Annotated in this window: 18 protein-coding genes; 6 read left to right on the top strand and 12 right to left on the bottom strand. The window is 59.5% G+C overall.

All coding sequences use genetic code 11. The features are described 5' to 3' along the window. The 4 genes from MHX61_RS01305 to MHX61_RS01290 form a co-directional block, all read right to left on the bottom strand. Positions 1–1,230, bottom strand: a complete 1,230-nt coding sequence (locus MHX61_RS01305) for a pyridoxal phosphate-dependent aminotransferase (protein WP_239191754.1) — start codon at positions 1,228–1,230, stop codon at positions 1–3. 54 nt (positions 1,231–1,284) lie between these two features. Continuing rightward, complete coding sequence (locus MHX61_RS01300) at positions 1,285–1,887, bottom strand: DUF1707 domain-containing protein (RefSeq protein ID WP_204611400.1); 603 nt, start codon at positions 1,885–1,887, stop codon at positions 1,285–1,287. 96 nt (positions 1,888–1,983) lie between these two features. Further along, positions 1,984–3,258, bottom strand: a complete 1,275-nt coding sequence (locus MHX61_RS01295; protein WP_239191747.1) for a cation:proton antiporter — start codon at positions 3,256–3,258, stop codon at positions 1,984–1,986. A 34-nt stretch (positions 3,259–3,292) separates the two neighbouring features. Further along, positions 3,293–6,103 carry a (Fe-S)-binding protein gene (locus MHX61_RS01290; protein WP_239191744.1) on the bottom strand — a complete coding sequence of 937 codons (2,811 nt, stop codon included), beginning with the start codon at positions 6,101–6,103 and terminating at the stop codon, positions 3,293–3,295. A 250-nt stretch (positions 6,104–6,353) separates the two neighbouring features. On the opposite strand from MHX61_RS01290, the gene MHX61_RS01285 reads away from it, so the two are divergent. Genes MHX61_RS01285 through MHX61_RS01275 form a run of 3 tightly spaced genes read left to right on the top strand, consistent with a single transcriptional unit; the run spans position 6,354 to position 7,976 of the window. Next, positions 6,354–6,929, top strand: a complete 576-nt coding sequence (locus MHX61_RS01285) for a DUF6230 family protein (RefSeq protein ID WP_049378970.1) — start codon at positions 6,354–6,356, stop codon at positions 6,927–6,929. Further along, positions 6,919–7,386, top strand: a complete 468-nt coding sequence (locus tag MHX61_RS01280; protein ID WP_239191739.1) for a DUF6114 domain-containing protein — start codon at positions 6,919–6,921, stop codon at positions 7,384–7,386. Before MHX61_RS01285 ends, MHX61_RS01280 begins: the two co-directional genes overlap by 11 nt. Then, positions 7,383–7,976: a hypothetical protein gene (locus tag MHX61_RS01275; RefSeq protein ID WP_239191736.1), complete on the top strand. Its 594-nt coding sequence runs from the start codon at positions 7,383–7,385 to the stop codon at positions 7,974–7,976. Before MHX61_RS01280 ends, MHX61_RS01275 begins: the two co-directional genes overlap by 4 nt. 18 nt (positions 7,977–7,994) lie before the next feature. Here MHX61_RS01275 and MHX61_RS01270 read toward each other — a convergent pair whose 3' ends face one another. The 3 genes from MHX61_RS01270 to MHX61_RS01260 all read right to left on the bottom strand — a co-directional run bounded on the left by MHX61_RS01270 (position 7,995) and on the right by MHX61_RS01260 (position 12,179). After that, positions 7,995–9,932 (bottom strand): ABC transporter ATP-binding protein, encoded by a 1,938-nt coding sequence (locus MHX61_RS01270; protein ID WP_304504359.1) that lies wholly within the window; start codon positions 9,930–9,932, stop codon positions 7,995–7,997. After that, positions 9,932–11,674, bottom strand: coding sequence for an ABC transporter ATP-binding protein (locus MHX61_RS01265; RefSeq protein WP_239191733.1), 1,743 nt, complete (start codon positions 11,672–11,674; stop codon positions 9,932–9,934). The genes MHX61_RS01270 and MHX61_RS01265 overlap by 1 nt, the downstream gene beginning before the upstream one ends. A gap of 85 nt (positions 11,675–11,759) precedes the next feature. Then, positions 11,760–12,179, bottom strand: a complete 420-nt coding sequence (locus MHX61_RS01260; RefSeq protein WP_239191729.1) for a methylenetetrahydrofolate--tRNA-(uracil-5-)-methyltransferase — start codon at positions 12,177–12,179, stop codon at positions 11,760–11,762. Positions 12,180–12,351: 172 nt separating this feature from the next. On the opposite strand from MHX61_RS01260, the gene MHX61_RS01255 reads away from it, so the two are divergent. From MHX61_RS01255 to MHX61_RS01245, 3 genes are read left to right on the top strand one after another with little or no spacing between them, the layout of a single operon-like run. Continuing rightward, positions 12,352–13,137 (top strand): phosphoadenylyl-sulfate reductase, encoded by a 786-nt coding sequence (locus MHX61_RS01255; protein ID WP_239191725.1) that lies wholly within the window; start codon positions 12,352–12,354, stop codon positions 13,135–13,137. Continuing rightward, positions 13,137–14,036, top strand: a complete 900-nt coding sequence (gene cysD / locus MHX61_RS01250; protein ID WP_239191722.1) for a sulfate adenylyltransferase subunit CysD — start codon at positions 13,137–13,139, stop codon at positions 14,034–14,036. Before MHX61_RS01255 ends, cysD begins: the two co-directional genes overlap by 1 nt. After that, positions 14,036–15,319 carry a sulfate adenylyltransferase subunit 1 gene (locus MHX61_RS01245; protein WP_239191719.1) on the top strand — a complete coding sequence of 428 codons (1,284 nt, stop codon included), beginning with the start codon at positions 14,036–14,038 and terminating at the stop codon, positions 15,317–15,319. The genes cysD and MHX61_RS01245 overlap by 1 nt, the downstream gene beginning before the upstream one ends. Here MHX61_RS01245 and MHX61_RS01240 read toward each other — a convergent pair. From MHX61_RS01240 to MHX61_RS01220, 5 genes are all read right to left on the bottom strand, one after another. Further along, positions 15,316–15,504 (bottom strand): hypothetical protein, encoded by a 189-nt coding sequence (locus MHX61_RS01240; protein ID WP_204610837.1) that lies wholly within the window; start codon positions 15,502–15,504, stop codon positions 15,316–15,318. The two genes, MHX61_RS01245 and MHX61_RS01240, sit on opposite strands and share 4 nt — an antisense overlap. A gap of 203 nt (positions 15,505–15,707) precedes the next feature. Continuing rightward, positions 15,708–16,409, bottom strand: a complete 702-nt coding sequence (locus MHX61_RS01235; RefSeq protein ID WP_239191716.1) for an LppP/LprE family lipoprotein — start codon at positions 16,407–16,409, stop codon at positions 15,708–15,710. Between the two features lie 102 nt (positions 16,410–16,511). Next, complete coding sequence (locus MHX61_RS01230) at positions 16,512–17,057, bottom strand: LppP/LprE family lipoprotein (RefSeq protein WP_204610841.1); 546 nt, start codon at positions 17,055–17,057, stop codon at positions 16,512–16,514. Between the two features lie 106 nt (positions 17,058–17,163). After that, the gene (locus tag MHX61_RS01225) at positions 17,164–17,922 is read right to left on the bottom strand and encodes a hypothetical protein (RefSeq protein ID WP_204610843.1); all 759 of its coding nucleotides are present in this window, start codon (positions 17,920–17,922) and stop codon (positions 17,164–17,166) included. A 74-nt stretch (positions 17,923–17,996) separates the two neighbouring features. After that, positions 17,997–19,007, bottom strand: a complete 1,011-nt coding sequence (locus MHX61_RS01220; protein ID WP_204610845.1) for a hypothetical protein — start codon at positions 19,005–19,007, stop codon at positions 17,997–17,999. Positions 19,008–19,066: the final 59 nt, after the last annotated feature.

The following is a 19,066-nucleotide window of genomic DNA, read 5'->3' as shown; positions in this document are numbered from 1 at the left end:
CTACTGCTTATAGCTCACCAGGAAGTTACCTAGGCGCTCGATGGCGTTTTCGATCTGGGATGCCCACGGCAGCGTGACTACGCGGAAGTGATCTGGGTTCGGCCAGTTGAAGCCGGTTCCCTGCACCATGAGGATCTTTTCCGCCTTCAAAATATCCAGCATGAGTTTGGCATCATCATGGATTTCATACACATTCGGATCCAGGTGCGGGAAGAGGTAGAGCGAGCCCATAGGCTTTACCGCGGAAACGCCGGGAATCTCATTGAGCTTCTCGTAGGCGATATTGCGCTGGCGCAAAAGACGCCCGCCGGTACCGGTGAGCTCAAAGATAGACTGCCGGCCACCTAGCGCCACCTGGATAGCGTGCTGCGCTGGCACATTCGGGCATAGGCGCGTTCCGGCGAGCAACTCCAGTCCCTCGATGAAGCCACGGGCGTGGTGCTTAGGGCCGGTAAGTACCATCCAGCCGGCACGGTAGCCACACACGCGATAGGCCTTGGACAAGCCATTAAATGTGATGGTGAGCAGGTCTGGGGCGAGCAAAGCGATGGAGATGTGCTGCGCGCCGTCGTAAAGAATGCGGTCATAGATCTCATCGGCCAAGATGAGCAGGTTATGTTCGCGGGCGATGTTGACAATCTTCTGCAAAACTTCGCGCGAGTAGACAGCACCCGTTGGGTTATTCGGGTTGATGACCACAATGGCCTTGGTCTTATCCGTGATCTTGGACTCGATGTCCTCGATCGATGGGTTCCAGTCGTCCTCCTCATCGCACAGGTAGTGCACTGGGGTGCCGCCTGCCAGGGAAGTAGCTGCCGTCCACAGTGGATAGTCCGGCGCCGGGATGAGAACCTCATCGCCATTATTGAGCAGCGCCTGGGTGGTCATGCTGATGAGCTCGGAGACGCCATTGCCCAAGAAGACATCGTTGATATCAAAGGGTGGGAAATCTTCAAGCTCGTAGCGGGTAACAATGGACCGACGAGCAGAAATGATTCCTTTGGAGGTGGAATAGCCCTGGGAAGTAGGCAGGGCAGCGATCATATCGCGCATGATGACATCGGGAGCCTCGAAGCCAAAGACGGCTGGGTTACCGGTGTTGAGTTTCAAGATGGTGTGCCCATCGAGCTCCATGCGTTCCGCTTCCGCAGAGACCTCGCCGCGAATGTCATACGCGACGCCTTTGAGCTTGTCGGACTGGTCAAAGATGCGGTGTTTCGGAGAAGTCATGGGAATATTGTGCCACGATCACAGCCACACAAAACGCTTTAACAGCGGCAATGACTATTTTTTATTCCACTCGCTGAACTTGCGCTTGGCCAGATCCATAGCCTGTCCGGTAATTTCGCCGGCTTGCATGCGGCGATCGGCCCACATCTTTTCTTCGATCATTTTTTGCTGTGCGCGCTCATGCGCCGTGAGCGCGCGAATCTCGCGCAATTGCTCTTTTTCAATTTGGCGCACGGATGGGGCGTGCCACGAGGAAGGGCCCACCTTGGCAACGTAGAGCAGAATCCACAGGATAGGGATGAGCGCGGCTGCTACCGCGCCTCCCAGCAAAAGCCATGGGCTGCTCAAGGTCGCGCTCATCACGATAAGCGTTGGGCTGGCAACGGCAAGCACCACCGAGCCGGAAAGTGCGGTCGCAAACTTTGGCTTCTTGCCCGCATTATGGGCGCGCGTGACCTCACCGCGGGAATAGACCTTGACCTCGTGGGAACCACGCGCCGGAATGTCTTGGAAGACGGGCACGAGGTCTTGGTGGGTGTGGGCGCGCATGACGTCGTCCGAGCGGTCTTCGAACTCCTCCATGGTTAACCGGCCTTCACCCACGGCGCGGGCGAGGTCATTGATGGCATCGTTGCGCTCGGAATCGGACAGACGCATCGTACGACTGATAGGGGAAGAACCAAAGTTATTACTCACATTTTCCAGTCTAGGAAAATTCTTCCCTTCCAGGGACGTGCTCTCAGCGAACGCGTCCTATAGGTCCTTCGTTTCAGCGTTAGGGGTCTTCTCGTCTTTCTTTTCTTGCTCGTTTCCGCCCACCAGGCTGGCCAAGAACGGGAAGATGGCGACAGTAAGCGCTCCACCAGAGACGAAGATCGAGGCATTTTCCGCCTCCATGATTCCGGAATTGACCGCCAGGGACGTTACCGCCACGATGATCGGCAGACCGGTGGCGGAATACAAACCTACTTGGAGGCGCTGGCGGAAGGTTTCAATATCAGATCCGGTATGCCCAACATTTTCGCGCAAGAAGACGGGCAGGCCACGGGTTACCAAAATGAGAGCTGGAATGCCCAGTACCTTCCACGGATTATTGGCGATGGTATCCCAGCTAATGCTCATGCCAGAGACCACAAAGAAGACTGGGATAAGCATGGAATAAAACACCACATCGAGGCGGTGCTCTAGGCGGCGGTGAAATTCATCCGGGATAATACGGTTCAAGATGATGCCGGCAGCAAAGGCACCGAGCACAATATCGAGTTCAAAGACTGCGGTAACGGCCATAAGAATGGCCAGAATCAGGATGATAAGACGCAAGATCGTCTGATTGGTGGAGCCCGCACCGGAGATAAAGGCGGTCTTCACCCAAGGGATGGTCGAGGCGATGGCCGCTGGCATGACGGCGACGGCAACGGCGATGATGATGAAGAACAACAAAATGATCATCGTCGTCAGCGTGGAACGAGTACCCAGTAAGAGTGCCATTGCGGTAATGGGGGCGACCTCACCAATGGCACCATGAATCATCACGGAGTTGCCCACCTTGGTGCCCAGAATGCGGTCCTGTTTCAGCATCGGCGTGAGCGTGCCGAGCGCCGTTGATGTCAGTGCCAAGGCGACGACGATGGCACCTGGCACGTTATCTACCAGGAAGTAGGCGCCCACACCACAGGCGAGGGCACAGATTGCCCAAGTGGATAGCGCCGTTCCGGCTTCCTTGGTTTTGAGGGTGGAGATTTGAATCTCAAAGCCGGCGAGGAGGAACAGCGCGCCCACGCCGAGTTCCTTGAGCATTTCGATTCCTTCGTCCTCGGCCGCGAGGTCGAGTACGGAAGGGCCAATAATCATGCCGAAAATCAGCAAGAGGGCCACCGACGGCAGGCGGTAGCCCAACATATAAGAGACCAGCGGCGCGAGTAGAGCCGCGGCCATAATCCAGGCGAAAGAGACGAGGGAATTTGTATTTTCAGTTGCGCCTGCCGCCAGCAGCAGGGCATCGGTGGCGAGTCCCGCATTAAAATGCATGGACTACAGCGTACGCACCAATGCCCCTGCGTGCCTACTCAGATTCAGGTGGCTTGGGCACGCTTTCCGACGCCGGCGGTGCCGGAGGCGCCGGAGGTGCTGGCGGCGCAGCCTGTGGGGGCTTCGGAGCAGCTGGCGCCTGTGGTGGTTTCGGCGCCGCTGGGGGCGTCGGTGCTGCGGGCGCTGCGGGTGCGTTTGGCGGTGTTGGAGCAGCTGGTGCTTTTGGTACAGGTGCTGCCGGGGCGCACGGTGGGGTAGGCGCGCTTGGCGCTGCGGGAGCTGCCGGTGCTTGGGGAGTCTGCGGTGCAGCTGGCGGGGTCGGTGCCGAAGGCGCAGAAGGTGCACTTGGCGCGGGCGCAGCCGGTACTGCGGGTGCGCTTGGTGGTGTTGGAGCGGCTGGTGCCTTTGGCGCAGGTGCTGCTGGAGCACTTGGAGGGGTGGGTGCGCTCGGTGCCGCGGGAGCGGCTGGTGCGACGGGTGCCGGTGGTGCTTGTGGAGCAGTTGGTGCGGCTGGTGCCGCTGGCGCTGCAGGTGCGCTAGGCGGGGTCGGCGCGGTTGGTGCCTTGGGCGCAGGTGCTGCCGGGACGCTCGGTGAGGTAGGCGCGCTTGGTGCTGCGGGTGCAGCCGGTGCTTGAGGAGCTTGCGGTGCAGCCGGCGCTGCGGGTGCGGCCGGTGCTGCAGAAGCGGCCGGGGTGTGGGTGGTGTTTGGGGTGGCGGAAGTGGGGGCGTCGGCAAGCGGGGCTTCATTGGTGCCCGCGGACTTCTGGTGGCGCACCGGGGTAGCAAGGAACGTCTTGGGGCGGGGCTCCGGCAGGGTGCCGGACTCGTCGAGGGAGATGGAATTGCGCAGCATCACTGCCACGTCATTGACCTTCGTGGTGGGAGCGGAATCCTGAGCCAAGGACTTCACACCGCCGGTCATCATGACATTGCAGAAGGGGCAGCCGGTGGCGATTTCTTCCGCGCCGGTCTCTAGAGCCTGCTCGGTGCGGAAGTCATTGATGCGGGTGCCGAGCTTTTCCTCCATGAACATGCGGGCGCCGCCGGCGCCACAGCAGAAGGCCTCGTCGCGGTTCTTGTCCATCTCGCGCAGCTCCACGCCGGTGGCCTCGAGCAGCTCGCGTGGAGGATCGAAGACCTTATTGTGGCGGCCGAGGAAGCAAGGATCGTGGTAGGTAATGGGCTTGCGGTTTTCCGGCGTGCGTGGCACTGGCTTGAGCAAGCCTTCGCGCACCAGCCGGTTGAGCAACTGGGTGTGGTGGAAGACGTCGAAGTGCCCGTCAAAGTCCGGGTACTCATTGCGGATGGTGTTAAAGCAGTGCGGGCAGGTGGTGATGATCTTGCGCTGGCCCTCCGGCACGCCGTCAAAGGCGTTGTTGAGGGTTTCAACGTTTTGCTGCGCCATCATCTGGAAAAGGAACTCGTTGCCGGCGCGGCGGGCAGGATCACCCGTACAGGTCTCACCCGTGGAGAGCACGCCAAACTTTACGCCTGCGGTATGCAGCAGGTCTACTACGGCACGAGTGGTGCGGCGGCCATCGTCATCATAAGCGCCAGCACAGCCCACCCAGAGCAGGTATTCCATATCGGAGAAATCGGCCTCGTCCTCACCGATGATGGGGACATCGATGCCATCGGCGCGGGCCTCATCGATCCAGGCGCGGCGCTCAGAATTATTCCGGCCCCATGGATTGCCCTTGTTTTCCATATTCTTAAACAAGCCGGTGAGCTCGGAAGGGAAGTCCGATTCTGCGAGCACCTTGAAGCGGCGCAGGTCCGCAATGTGGTCGATGTGTTCAATATCGGTTGGGCACTGATCCACGCAGGCACCGCAGTTAGTACAAGACCACAGCACGTCATCGTCGATGACGCCGGCCATGGACAGCACATCCAGGCCTTCGTGCGGGTTGTAATTATCCAGTGCGCCCTGACGCAGATCCATCATGACCTTTTTGGGGCTCAGAGGCTTTTCGGTATTCCACGCCGGGCATAGTTCTTGGCAGCGGCCGCACTCGGTACACGAGGTGGAATCCAGCAGCATCTTCCAGCTACCTGGGGTGATGTCTTCCTCCAAGTCCGGGGTGGGCAGGGATTGTAGGGCCTTTTCACCGGTGGCGTTGCGCTGGAAGAAGATATTGAAAAAGCTGGTGAAGCGGTGCCACATCACGCCCCATTGGAAATTGCGGGAAATGAAGACGATAAACAGCATGCCGGACAGCAGCTTGAACAAGGCGAAGAAGCTCACCAATGCCGGGGATTCGGGGAAGAGCTTGGCCAAGTGGATGCTCAAGAAATCCGCCCAGGCGGAACCGCCGCCGTAGGTGGCGATCTTGGTGGATTTCACCAAGATCATGCCGAGTCCCTCAGAAAAGACAATGAACTCTACCCAGCGTGCTGAGGCGGTCTGAGAATTGAAGAAGCGGCTGCCCCGCTCAGTATCGCCGAGTTTGAAGCGCACGCCGATAAGGAAGCCAATACCTAGGACCGTCGCGATGCCCAAAACTTCCTCGACGAAGTGGTAAACCGGCCAGTGGCTGAGCCACGGCCAGCCCTTATCCGGCGCGAAGGTTTGGATATAGGCCTCAAACCACACCAAAATGCCAAAGAGGAAGCCCACCATTACCAGCCAGTGGGCGGCATTGACCAGCGGTTTACCCTTGAAGTGGGAGTGGCCAAAGACCTCTGCAATAACGCGCCATAAACGCTTGCCTATATTATCGGTGCGCTTGAGCTGGTTAGGTCCGCCGGAGCGGATGAACTTAAAGAGGGCCCATACGCGGGTGAAAAAGTACAGCCACACCGGAATCGATGCAGCTATAGCGATCCAACCGAACACGGTGGTCATGCGTGCTCCTTTATTACTGATGCTCCACGTTGTTATCTACCTTAAAGCCTCGGGGCAAAAATCCCAGAGTCTGCATTCAGTGCGGTGCCGCGGCGGGGTGGACTGTACACTGTCAAGATGAGAAACTCGGCCGTCACATTCTTTTGAACGTGCTGTACACGGCGGCAGAGTAAAGCCAGTGCCGGTGCCTGCAGCGTGGCCTAACCTGGCAAGAAGAGAGCCTAAACCGCCGTAGAAAGGGCAAACCGCCATGGGCAAAACGAATATCACCAAGGCCGCGGTGGCCTTGACCGCAGGCCTTGCTGCCTTTGGTGTCACCGGATTTGCCGTGGCGCAGGGCGGTTTGACAGCAAACCTGGCCCTTTCCGGTAGCTTTTTCAAGATCACCATGGGGCACTTGGACGGAGAAGGCTTTTCGCTTTTTGTTGATGACGATCAAAAGGGCGAAGAACACCTTCCCGTTGCCCGTATCAAGCTGGACCACGCGAAGGTCTCTGATCTTTGTCTTTCGGTGACTGTCCCCAAGGTGCCCGGCGTGGGTGAGGCGACACTCGCGCTCAAGGCTGAGGGTGAGGGCAGTACAGAGTCCGATAGCCTGCTGGTCGGTGCGACCGACGTGGATGGTTCCTTGGTGATGCAGGATGTCAACGTGGGCATCGATGCGAATCAGCTCAGCGATACCGCCGATCCTGGCGCCTGGGGTCTCTATTCCAAGCAAGTTTCCCTCAAGGCTGATGATGTGAAGGCCACCTCCGTGGGCGCGCAGCGCCTTTCTGCCAAGAATGTGGGAGTGACGGTGAGGAGGGGGTCCGATAATGGCTGCTGAGTCCAGCACGGAAGAAACACAGACCCTCCCGGCGGCGGAGGCAACGGGCGAGGAGGAATCTAAGCCCAGCCTGTGGCAGCGCTTCCGCCGCTGGCGCAACGGCCGGCCCTTCTTTCCCGGACTGTTGCTCATCTTGTCCGGCATCATCATTGCCGCGCCGGCCTATATCACCATCCGGATCTCTGACCTTTTGGTCATGATCTCCACTATTTCTGGCGTATCTACGCTGCTTATCGGCGTCTTGCTAGCCATGTTCGGCCTTGGTGCGTGGTTCCAGCCGGCAACCTCGAATTATGTCGGGGTGCTAGGCATCATCGTGGCCATTATCGCCTTGCCGACGTCCAACTTGGGCGGCTTCATCATCGGCTCCCTGCTCGGCATCATTGGCGGGGCCTTTACCTTTGCGTGGCAGCCGGGGGAGCAAAAGCGCCGCACCAAGGAAGCAGCAGAGCAATGATGAGGGCGATGCCGCGGGCGGCGCGTAGCTGCTTGGCCGTACTCACCTGTGCCCTGGTGGTGGGTGGTGTGAGCGGTTCCGAACGGGTTAATGCGCAAGATGCCCCGGCGGTTCCGTACTTCAGTACCGTCTTCGCGGATAAGGTGACGCTGACGAAGAATGTCACCGTGTCCTTGGGCACTTTCCCCACCGCCAGCGGTGATGTGCGGGTTCTAGAGCTGAAGGGCGAGAACCTCGACATCGATAATCTGGGGATTACGCTACCCGGCCGCTACGGCGATGGCATGTTGACTACGGGAGGGGATACCACCGAGGTACGCGGCGGACCGGTGACCATTATGGCTACCGAGCTCACAGCCACCCCGGCGGTGGGTAAGGTTTCTGCACCCCGGGCGGATATCGATTTAAGCCGCGACGATATCAATGCCGTGTTGGACAAACTTGGTGTTCCAGAGCCACACCCCGTCCCAGATGCGGAAGTGCCCGATGTAATCATGGAGCATCTCGAGCTGCGCGATGTCACCCTTGAGCTGGTAAACCTCAAGGGTGCTCACTTTAACGCGCCGACCGTGACGGTAGGGCTGGAATAGCTCACGGCCGGCGAAGACCTACCCTTGAGCGAACTGGGACTGATGTAGGCGCCAGTATGCGCCTTGGGCCGCAAGGAGATCGTCGTGCGAGCCTTGTTCCACGATGGTGCCGTTTTCCATGACGAGGATGAGGTCAGCATCGCGAATGGTGGACAAGCGGTGGGCAATGACGAAGGAGGTGCGGTCCGCGCGTAGCGCGTTCATCGCCTCTTGGACGAGGACCTCGGTACGGGTATCGACCGAAGAGGTGGCCTCATCAAGGATGAGCAGCGCGGGCTGGGCCAAGAACGCGCGGGCAATGGTGATGAGTTGGCGCTCGCCGGCCGAGATAGCACCGCCGTCTTGGTCGATGATGGTGTCGTAGCCATCGGGCAGCGCGTGCACGAAGCGGTCTACATAGGTCGCCTTTGCCGCAGCGATGACTTCTTCGTCCGTCGCATCCAAGCGGCCGTAGCGGATGTTCTCCATGATCGATCCCTTGAAGAGCACGGCGTCCTGGAGCACCATACCCACCTGGGAACGCAGGGTATGGCGAGGCATACGGGCGATATCGTGCCCATCAATGCGAATCTGACCGCTATCTAGCTCATAGAAGCGCATGAGTAGGTTGACCAGGGTGGTCTTGCCGGCGCCGGTGGGGCCGACAATAGCCGCGGTTTGGCCGGGCTCCACGCGCAGGTTGAGGCCAGTGATGAGCTTCTTATCCTCTGCGTAGGAGAAGCCAACGTCTTGGAACTCCACGAGTCCTTGGGCGCGGCCGGGAAGGTCTTCATCGATGGTGTCGGGGGCTTGCTCTTCGGCGTCGAGAAGCTCAAAGACGCGCTCGGCCGAGGCCACGCCGGACTGTACCTGCTGCATCATGCCGCCGAGCTGGCCTAACGGCTGATTGAACTCGCGGGAGTATTGGATGAAGGCAGTGGCAGCGCCCAGAGTCATGTGTCCATTGGCCACGCGCAGACCACCCAGGACCGCAATGGCCACATAAGACAGGTAGGACAGGAACTGCATGATGGGCATCATGATGCCGGACAGGAACTGAGCCTTAGCTGCGGAGCGGTAGAGCTCCTCGTTGCGCTTGTCGAATTCCTCCGTCATCGCCTCCGTACGGCCAAAGACGATGGCTAGGTCGTGGCCGGAGAAGGATTCTTCCACTTGGCCATTGAGCTGACCGGTGGAGCGCCATTGAGTTTTGAATTGGCGCTGCGAGCGGGTGCCGATGACGCCGATAACTAGACCGGTAAGCGGCAGGGACAGCAGGGCGATGAGAGCGAGTTGCCAGGAGACGCTGAACATCATGATGGTGATGCCAATGACCAGCAACGCGTCATAAAACAGCTGCGATAGCGCCTGCTGCAGGGCCTGCTGCACGTTGTCGATGTCATTGGTGGTGCGCGAAAGGATATCGCCGCGCTGCTGGGAATCAAAGTAGTTGAGAGGCAGCGCATTAATCTTCGCCTCTACGCGCTCGCGCAGGTCAAACACGATATCCATGCTTAACTTGTTGAGGATGGCTCCCTGCCACCACTGGAAACCTGAGGAGACGATATACATCGCGATTACGGTGATGATGAGCGTGCCCAGGTGGTTAAAATCGATGCCTTCACCGGGGACGAAGTCCATTGCGGAAGCCATATCCGCAAAGCGGTCCTGGCCCCCAGCGCGCATGCCCGCAATGGCTTGCTCGGCGGAAATATTAGAGGGCAGGTTGCGCGAAATGACGCCGGCAAAGATGACGTCCATGGCTTTGCCCATGATCTTCGGGGCTACCACGGCTAAGAAGATGCAGACGATATTCATCGCCGCGACAGCCCAAAGACTGCGCTTGAAGGGAGCAAGCAGGGAGAAAAGGCGTTTGGTGGAGGGCCAGAAATTCTTGGCTTGGCGGGGTGCGGAGCCGTCCATGGGATCAAGGCCGGCGTCCGTGGACTCGGTGGTAGAGGTGGTGTTTTCAGCCATTAGTTTTCGCCTCCTGCAACACCGGCGGTTTCTTGGGAATCAACGATTTCTTGGTAGACCGCGCAGCGGCCAAGGAGCTCCTCGTGCGTGCCGCGGTCAACAATGCGGCCGGCATCCAGCACCAGAATCTGGTCGGCATCGCGGATTGACGCCACGCGCTGGGCGACGATAATGCTGGTCACCGGCTGCTCGCGCTCGGCAAAGGAGGCGTGCATTGCGGCGCGCACCTTGGCATCGGTGGCCACGTCCAGCGCGGAGAAGGAATCATCGAAGAGATAGATCAGCGGGCGGGCAACAAGCATGCGCGCGATGGACAGGCGCTGGCGCTGGCCACCGGAGACATTCGTGCCGCCCTGTGCGATGGGCATGTCTAGGTCTTCTACGAAGTCCGCCTGAGCCACGCGCAGCGCCTCCCAGAGCTCGTCATCGGTGGCTTCGGGGCGGCCCAAGCGCAGGTTGGAGGCCACAGTGCCGCTAAATAGGTAAGCCTTCTGCGGGACGAGGGAGACGCGCTGGACGATGTCCTGGCGGGCCAGGGAGGTGGTAGGGGTGGCGTCGATAAGCACCTGGCCTTCCGTCGGCACGTACAGGCGTGGGATGAGGGAAACCAGGGTGGTCTTGCCCGAGCCCGTCGAACCGATGATGGCGGTGGTGGTGCCGGGCTGAGCGGTAAAAGAAATGTCTTCTAGCACCGGCGCATCCGCACCGGCATAAGAAAAGCCCACGTTGCGAAATTCCACCGTGCCCGCGCAGGTCTCCGGAGAGGTGGTGGAGCTGGGTGGGGTAATGGAGGGCTCGTGCTGGAGCACCTCGGTGATGCGGCGGGCACAGATGATGGCGCGCGGCAGCATCATCGCCATGAAGGTACCCATCATGACCGCCGCCAGAATCTGCAGCAGGTACTGCAGGAATGCGGACAGCGAGCCGACGTTGACCAAGCCTTCATCCACGCGGTGTCCGCCGAACCACAGGACCGCGCCTGTGGCCACGTTGAGGATCACCGTAATGAGCGGGAACATCACCACGAAAAGCCGGCCGATGTTCAAGGACAGGCGGGTGATGTTTTTATTTTCCTCGGTAAAGCGCTCGGACTCATAGGCCTCGCGCACGAAGGCACGCACCACGCGGATGCCGGTGATCTGCTCGCGCAGGGTGCCATTGATGGAATCCAGCTTGTCCTGCATGGAACGGAAGAGCGGCATGAGGCGGGAAATGATAACGGAGATGGTACCGAGCAACACCGCTACGGATACCCACACCAGCCAGGACAAGCCTGCGTCTTCGCGCACGGCCATGATGATGCCGCCGATGGACATGATGGGTGCGGTCACCATGAAGTTCAGCATCATCATGTAGACCATCTGCACCTGCTGGACGTCATTGGTGCCGCGGGTAATGAGCGTAGGTGTGCCAAAGCGGCTCATGTCCTCAGTGGACAGGGAATTAACGTGGCGGAAGACCTCGCCGCGTAGATCTCGGCCGACGCCCATGGCGGTGCGGCTGCCGCACCATACCGCGCCGATGGCGGTGATGACTTGGGCAAACGCGACGGCCAGCATGATGCCGCCGGTGCGCCAAATGAAGTCCACATCGCCCTGAGACACACCTTCATCGATGATCTTGGCATTAAGCGATGGAAGGTACAGCGTGGCGGCCGTAGATAAGGCCTGCAGGACAAGCACCGCGATGAAATACGGCGTATATGGCGCCGACCGTGTAACGAGAATGCGAACCAGATCCATGGACTCGCGCCCCTTTCCTTGCCGTGGCTGGGTAGCCGTGCAAGTTTATACCGGTGGTGGGTGGGGCGCTAGTCGGTAATTGCTGCTAAATCCCCACGTGAGCCAGCTGCGCGCGGGTGATGACGCTGCGCCAGTCTTCAAAATCCTGCAGTGGGGCGCATAGGCCTTCCCACGTGGTGACGGTCACGCCGCGGGCCTTGAGTTCCAAAACGAGGAGCTCGCGGTCGCCAGAGGCGGCCAGGCGCTGGATTTCGTTATGCGTGATATCGCCGTCTGGTCCTACCCGCACGTTGCCGATAAGGCGCAAGCGGGGAGTGGTGCCGGGGCCGCAGTGAGAGCCCGTGACGGCGTCGCCCAGCACGCCTGCCAAGCCCGCAAAGCGGCGGAGTAGACCGAATGGTGCGGTGCACTGGGTAATGAGGTCCACACACATGCCAGCGCTGATAAGCTTCTCGGTGGTGGATAGGGCTGCCGGGCCCTCCCCGATGATGGCTATACGCTGCATGAAAGTGCCTCCTTGTGCGGGGCGCGGACGCCCGCAATAGACTGTCTTGTCTGTAAATCTAGTCCGCTTGGTACGGATTGGAAACTTTTTATTCGCACCTCCCGCCAAGCTCAGCGGCTTTTCGCCCAGAATCCGCTGCGCCGCCTCGGGGTTTTGCCTAATGTGTGACGGCATGAACCCAACGACGAACCTGCTGGACGGTGGCAAGAACTACCGCGACCCCAGCATCTCCCCGGAAGGCACGCGCGATACCGCGCCGCTGGACGCCGAGGTAGCCGCGCGCAACCAGCAATTGGTGGACCAGTGGGCGGATAAGCTTTATGACGCCTCAGCGGAAACCATTACCGAATGGGCCGCCGAACACGCACCCGGCCGCCTGGCCGTGACCATGTCCATGGAAAACACGGTCTTGGCCGAGCTCGCTCACCGCGCCGGGCTCGATGCAGACCTGCTTTTCATCGATACTGGCTGGCACTTCCAGGAAACCCTGGAGGTAGCCGACGAGGTAGAAAAGCGCTACCCGGACCTACCCCTAGTACGGGTGCTCCCGCTGCTCAGCCCAGAGGAACAAGACGAGGTATACGGCCCGCGCCTCTACGCCCGCGATACCGCGGCCTATAACCGCATGCGCAAGGTCGAGCCGCTGAACATGGCCATGGACCCTTATGCCGGCTGGGTCACTGGCCTGCGCCGCGCCGATTCCGAGCACCGCGCCACCGCCCCGGCGCTGAGCCTCGACCGCACCGGCCGATTGAAGATCTCGCCCATCATCACCTGGGATCTAGACGATACGGACCGCTATATCGAGGACAACGACCTCATCATCCACCCACTCACCCTGCAGGGATACCGCTCCATCGGCTGCGCACCGCTGACCTTCCCGGTTGGTGAAGGCGACGATGCCCGGTCCGGGCGCGTATTTGCAGACGGCAAGACAGAATGCGGGTTACACGAATAATGAGCACACTTTCTCCACACTTAAAAGACCTAGAAAACGAGTCCATCCACATCCTGCGCGAGGTGGCCGGGCAGTTCGACAAGGTAGGCATCCTCTTTTCCGGCGGCAAGGACTCCGTTGTCGTCTTCGAGCTAGCCCGCCGCGCCTTCGCCCCGGCCACGGTGCCGTTTGAGCTGCTCCATGTCGATACCGGCCACAACTTCCCTGAGGTCATCGATTTCCGCGACCGCCTCGTGGAAGAATCCGGCGCTCGCCTCCACGTCGCCCGCGTCCAGGACTGGATCGACCGCGGCGACCTGCAAGAGCGCCCCGATGGCACCCGCAACCCGCTGCAATCCGTGCCGCTGGTAGAGACCATCGCCGAGCGCGAATATGACGCCGTGTGCGGTGGCGCCCGCCGCGACGAGGAGCGCGCCCGCGCCAAGGAACGCATCTTCTCCATCCGCGATTCCTTCGGCGGCTGGGATCCCCGCCGCCAGCGCCCCGAGCTGTGGGACCTGTACAACGGCGGCAAGATGGCCGGCGAAAACGTCCGCGTCTTCCCCATCTCCAACTGGACCGAATCCGATATTTGGGAATACATCGGCGCCCGCGAACTGGAGCTGCCCTCCATCTACTACTCGCATAAGCGCGAGGTATTCAAGCGCAATGGCATGTGGCTAGCACCTGGCGAATGGGGCGGCCCGGCCAAAGGCGAGGAACTGGAAACCCGCACCGTGCGCTACCGCACCGTGGGCGATATGTCCTGCACCGGCGCTGTGGAATCTACCGCGTCGACCCCGGATGAGGTACTCGCGGAGATCTCCATTTCCACCCTTTCCGAGCGCGGCGCCACCCGCGCCGATGACAAACTTTCCGAGTCCGCCATGGAGGACCGCAAGAAGGAAGGCTACTTCTGATGACCACGACCCTCACGCCGAATGTCGGCGCCCTCAAGCAGCGCGATACCCTGCGCCTGTGCACCGCCGGCTCCGTTGATGACGGCAAGTCCACCTTCGTCGGCCGCCTGCTCTATGACACCAAGTCCGTGCTTGCAGACCAGGTGGAGTCCATGGAGCGCACCTCCACCGACCGCGGCTTCGATGGCATGGACCTTTCCTTGCTTGTTGACGGCCTGCGTGCCGAGCGCGAGCAGGGCATTACCATCGACGTGGCCTACCGCTACTTCGCCACGGATAAGCGCACCTTCATCCTCGCCGATACCCCCGGCCACGTGCAGTACACCCGCAATACGGTCACCGGCATGTCCACCTCCCAGGTGGTGGTGCTTCTTATCGACGCCCGCCATGGCGTTGTCGAACAAACCCGCCGCCACCTCAACGTGGCCGCGCTCTTGGGCGTGCGCCACGTGGTCCTCGCGGTGAACAAGATTGACCTGGTGGATTATGACGAGCAGGTCTTCCGCGATATCGAGTCCGAGTTCAACCAGATCGCCACCCGCCTGGGTATCACCGATATCACCGTTGTCCCGATTTCCGCGCTCAAGGGCGATAACGTGGTTGAGCGTTCTGCCAATATGGAGTGGTATACCGGCCCAACCGTCCTCGAGGTGCTTGAGACCGTCCCCGTGGCCACCGGCCGCGCCGATGAGCTGGACTTCCGTTTCCCCATCCAGTACGTCATCCGCGAGCATGCCTTCGATTACCGCGGCTATGCCGGCCGCGTGAAGGCAGGCTCCATCTCCGTGGGCGACGAGGTCCGTCTCCCTGAAGGCCGCACCAGCACCATCACCCAGATTGACACCGCTGACGGCCCAGCCGACACAGCCGCCACCGGTGACTCCGTCACGCTCCTGCTTGCCGACGACGTCGATCTCGCCCGCGGCGATCTCCTCGCCGGCCCCCAGCGCCCCGCGTCCACCCGCGAATTCGACGCCACCGTTGTGGGCCTGACCGAAAAGGAGATTAAGCCTGGCCAGATGCTCAAGCTGCGCTACGGCTCTTCCCTGGTCAAAGCCCGCGTCGCCGCCGTCACCCGCACCCTGGATCTTGATGGCGTTTCCGACGTCGAGGACCCCGAGTCCGTCGCCATGAACGACATCGCCCACATCACCATCCAGACCCAGGCCGAGCTCCCCGTCGAGGACTATGCCGCCCGTGGCGCGGTGGGCAACTTCCTGCTCATCGATCAATCCTCCGGCAACACCCTCGCCGCCGGCTTCGTAGGCCACCGCCTGCGCTAGTCACTCTTTGCGCTGCTGCTGTTCTTTTCACCGCGCATCATTAGGATGCCCGTGATGCCGAGCAGCAGCGGCGTGGAGATACCGAACACCGTAGGCCCTACTACGGTCAAGTTCACGATCGGCAGGACAACCGCCGCCACCAGCGCGAAAGCCCCGAACTTCTGCTGAAACGTCTTCTCGCTCATTCTTATCTCTCCTTCGGCTACGTTACAGCCACGATAACCGCCCCTAGCTCCCCGCGAAAGCCTAGAACGCGGCCATTTCTTGGCTTCCGTGCTCCCCTCGAAGCACCGCTCCGCCGCACCGCGGCCGCCTCCGCAAACAAAACAAGCACGTTTCGCCGCCTAACTGGTGAAGTTTTAGCGAAACGTGCTTGTTTTACATCGAACTATTGCATAGGCGGAACGTCGCCGGACATGACTACCTTTTGCGCACCTTCATCCCAGCGGAAGCCGGCTTGTGTTGTCCCCGATGCTTCAGCGTTGCCCTCACCCTCCTTTGGCCAGCGGTAGGTAACTGCAATCTCGGAATCATCCACTCGGCTGACCTTTGGCGAAAACCCGTATGCCTTTGCAGTGGCCGTTCCTAGGTATTCGCCATTGTGGAAAAGCAGGATGTGATATGGCGAGGAAGCGGTCGCTCCTTCAAGCGTGACGGTTATCCACGAAAGATCTGCGCACGGGTCAAAATTGGAGTCAAAAGGCCTCCACGGCCTATTAAGTCCTGGATATGGTTCAACCTGAGCGATTGCCTTTTCATAGGCACTCTCGTCATTGTCGGAGCTGCACTCAGAAGAGCCACCATTGTCTTGACCCCGGCTAGGTGCACTCTCGTCCTGCTTCTTCTCTGGAGGAGTTTCGACGACGGTAGTGGTCTTTTGCGCGGGCTTTTCTTCAGTATTTCCGTCGGTGGAAGAGGGAGCTTGATTCGCTTCTGGAGCGCTTTCCTTTGCAGCAGAGAAAGAAGGCGAATCTTCTGGATCCGCAGAATCACTTCCACAGGCTGTTAAGGAAAAGCAGAGAACACCGGCGCTAGCCACTGCTGCTGCGGAACGCAGTTGAAGCAAGAAATGGTCGAGGCTGTTGAGCATGGTCGAGTTTCCTTTCGCGGGACTATTAGCAGGAAGCCGAGTCAAACCCGACAATAGCAACAGCGCTGGCCAAGACAAGCCGAAATGACGATCCTAGACTTCTTATCCCGTTGGCGGTACGTCGCCGGACATGATGACCTTTTGCTGTCCTTCATCCCACCGGAAGCCTGCGTCGGTTGTGCCTGAGCGGTTGGCATTGCCTTCACCTTCGCGCGGCCAGTGGTAGGTTACCGCGATCTCGGAATCACTCACACGCTCAATAGTGGGGGCGAATCCATAGGGCTTTGCCGTTGCGGTGCCTAAGTATTCGCCGTGATTAAACAGCATGATGTGGAAAGGAGAAGAACTAGTTCCTCCCTCAATCATCAGGGTTTCCCACGATAGGGATGCGCAGGGGTCATAGCCGGAGGAATCAAAGAGCTCCCATCCGATGGTGCCCCACGGAGCGACTTGGGATACTCCCTCGGTGAATGCTGTTTGGGCATCAGCTGCGCCACACGACGAAGTGGTGTCGGCTTCTGGACTCGGCTGCTCGTCATCCATCACGACGTTCGGAGGCACCGGCCGAGTAGTTTCTTCTTCCGTCGCAGCAGAGTCAGTGGGCGATTCTTCCGGCTTGGCATCGCTGTTTTCTTCTGTAGCGGACATAGTCGCTGTCTCAATCGTAGGCTCTTGGCCTGTGGTGTCCGTGGAATTCTCAGTGCAGGCGGTCACGACTAAGCCCGCTAACACAATGCCTGCCGTGAAGCGAAGTCTATGCATTATTGGCGCCCTTTAGACCGAGGGTTTTGCGGATAGACCAAATGAACTCTGCCAGGACAAGCAGAAGCGGGGTAGCGATAACAGTCTTGATCATTGAGGCGGTGAAGTTTGCGGTCTTTGCTTCGAGATCGGAAGAGCCCATAATCAGGCTCATTGCGGTGGCATCGTTGGCTGTGCCGGCTAAGGAGAGCCCGCGGATACCGGCGATGAGCCACATCAACAGTAGGATTCCCCACACCACGCACCACATTATGGACTGGCAGCGTTGGCGGGCAGGTTCAACCGGGAATGACATATTGCTGAAGTCAACAGTGAACTGCTTTTTAGAGCTGCTGAAGCCGGTGCTATTGGATGGAGCCGGGGTCTGGGAAGTGGTTTGAGTAGGCCAACCGTGTTGTGACGTACGTGCAGCGGTATATCCGGGGGCAGGGGTGTATGCGCTATTGGCTTCAGGGGATGGGGCCTCATGCGTGGGAGTAGATATGCCTGTAGCTGTTCCAGCAGGGGAAGCTGCAATTTGGCGAATGCGTGCGATATCTACCTCTGGACCGGTCGGGTCTGCCAGCTCTTTGTCATATTGCGAGCGGCGACTTTCAGCCGAGAAAATCTCACGAGCAGTGGTGAGCTCGTCTCGAGCTGCTGCGTTTTCCGGACTTAACTGAGCTAGCTTGGCCTCGACATCGGCGACTAGCTGGGAAGACTCAGCGGAAGGATCCAGGGAGAGGGAGTTGTAGAGATTGTAGTGAGCCACGGCAGGGTCCTTTCTGGTGTAAATAGGCCGTGAAAATGCCGGAAGGAGAGTGATAGGGGAGGGGTATAGGGGGATTAACAGGGATCGGAGAAGTCTCCTTTATCGTTTAGGGAACGAGCATTGCCGCCATACTGGGCCTTAAGGGAACAGACCTTGTCCACGCTATAACCGGCGTCATAGTAAATGGCGTAGACGGATTTGCCGTCTACCGTTTCACGTAGAGAGCTGCAGGCCCCGCCGCGAAGGATCTTGGAACCGGGGTATTTATCCTGGACGCGAGAGGTCTCAGTATATGGTTCTGGCCCATCGATCAGTGCGGATTCAACGATGAGGATATAGCGACCATCGCATTTGCCGTTCCAGTCGCCGGCCCACGCAAACTCGTCTGCTGCGGGGTCTTCTTCGGTGTCTTCGGCTTCTGTTGAAGTGTCGCCTTCATCGGTGCAAAGTGCGACCTTGTCAAGGAGGGGAAGCGGTGCTCCTGCTTCTTCAAGCTTGTCTTGGTCATAGCATCCGATATCAGAGGGCCAAGCTGTTCCATCCGTTTTGTATTTGTGCCACGCATTGTCAGTCCAATAGAACAACGTTAAGTTTGAAGTCCCGTCTTCACCGGCAAAAAGCCATGAGTCATCGCAATACTGCTTAACTGGTCTAGTCAACGAGCTGAGCTTTTCATCTGCGAAGTCATTGCACTTTTCGTATTTGGTAGGAGCATCCGCTGCGGCAGCGTTCTTGTCCTTGCCTTCGGACTTCTCTTCTGTAACTTCTTCGGACTCGGTTGAAGAAGCCTCTTTGGAGGCCGCTGAACCTGAAGGCGTAGAAGCTGGGGCTGAAAGAGTGGAGCCTGGGTCGTCTGTGGAATCGTGATTATTTAGCAGCGCCCATGCACCAGCGCCTACAAGAGCGAGTGCCGCCAAGACGGCTACCACAATTATGGCTAGGCGTTTGCCCTTGCCAGTGGATTTGGGATCTGGTTCCTGCGTAGGGGATGCGGGGGAGGGCGCACCCCAGGTTTGGGCGCTGCCCGAGGAGCCGGAGTCTGGGGAGGAGGGCTCCGGTTGACCCCAAGCGTTGTTATTAGTCAAGGTTTGGACTCCAATGCACGCAGAGTGGGAAACGAATGCGAAAGAGAGCGGAAAGCTGA

The organism is Corynebacterium sp. ACRPF (assembly GCF_022347395.1).
GTDB lineage: Bacteria > Actinomycetota > Actinomycetes > Mycobacteriales > Mycobacteriaceae > Corynebacterium > Corynebacterium tuberculostearicum_D.
The sequence above is the reverse complement of the archived record's forward strand: the minus strand, read 5'-3'. Positions and strand labels throughout refer to the sequence as shown.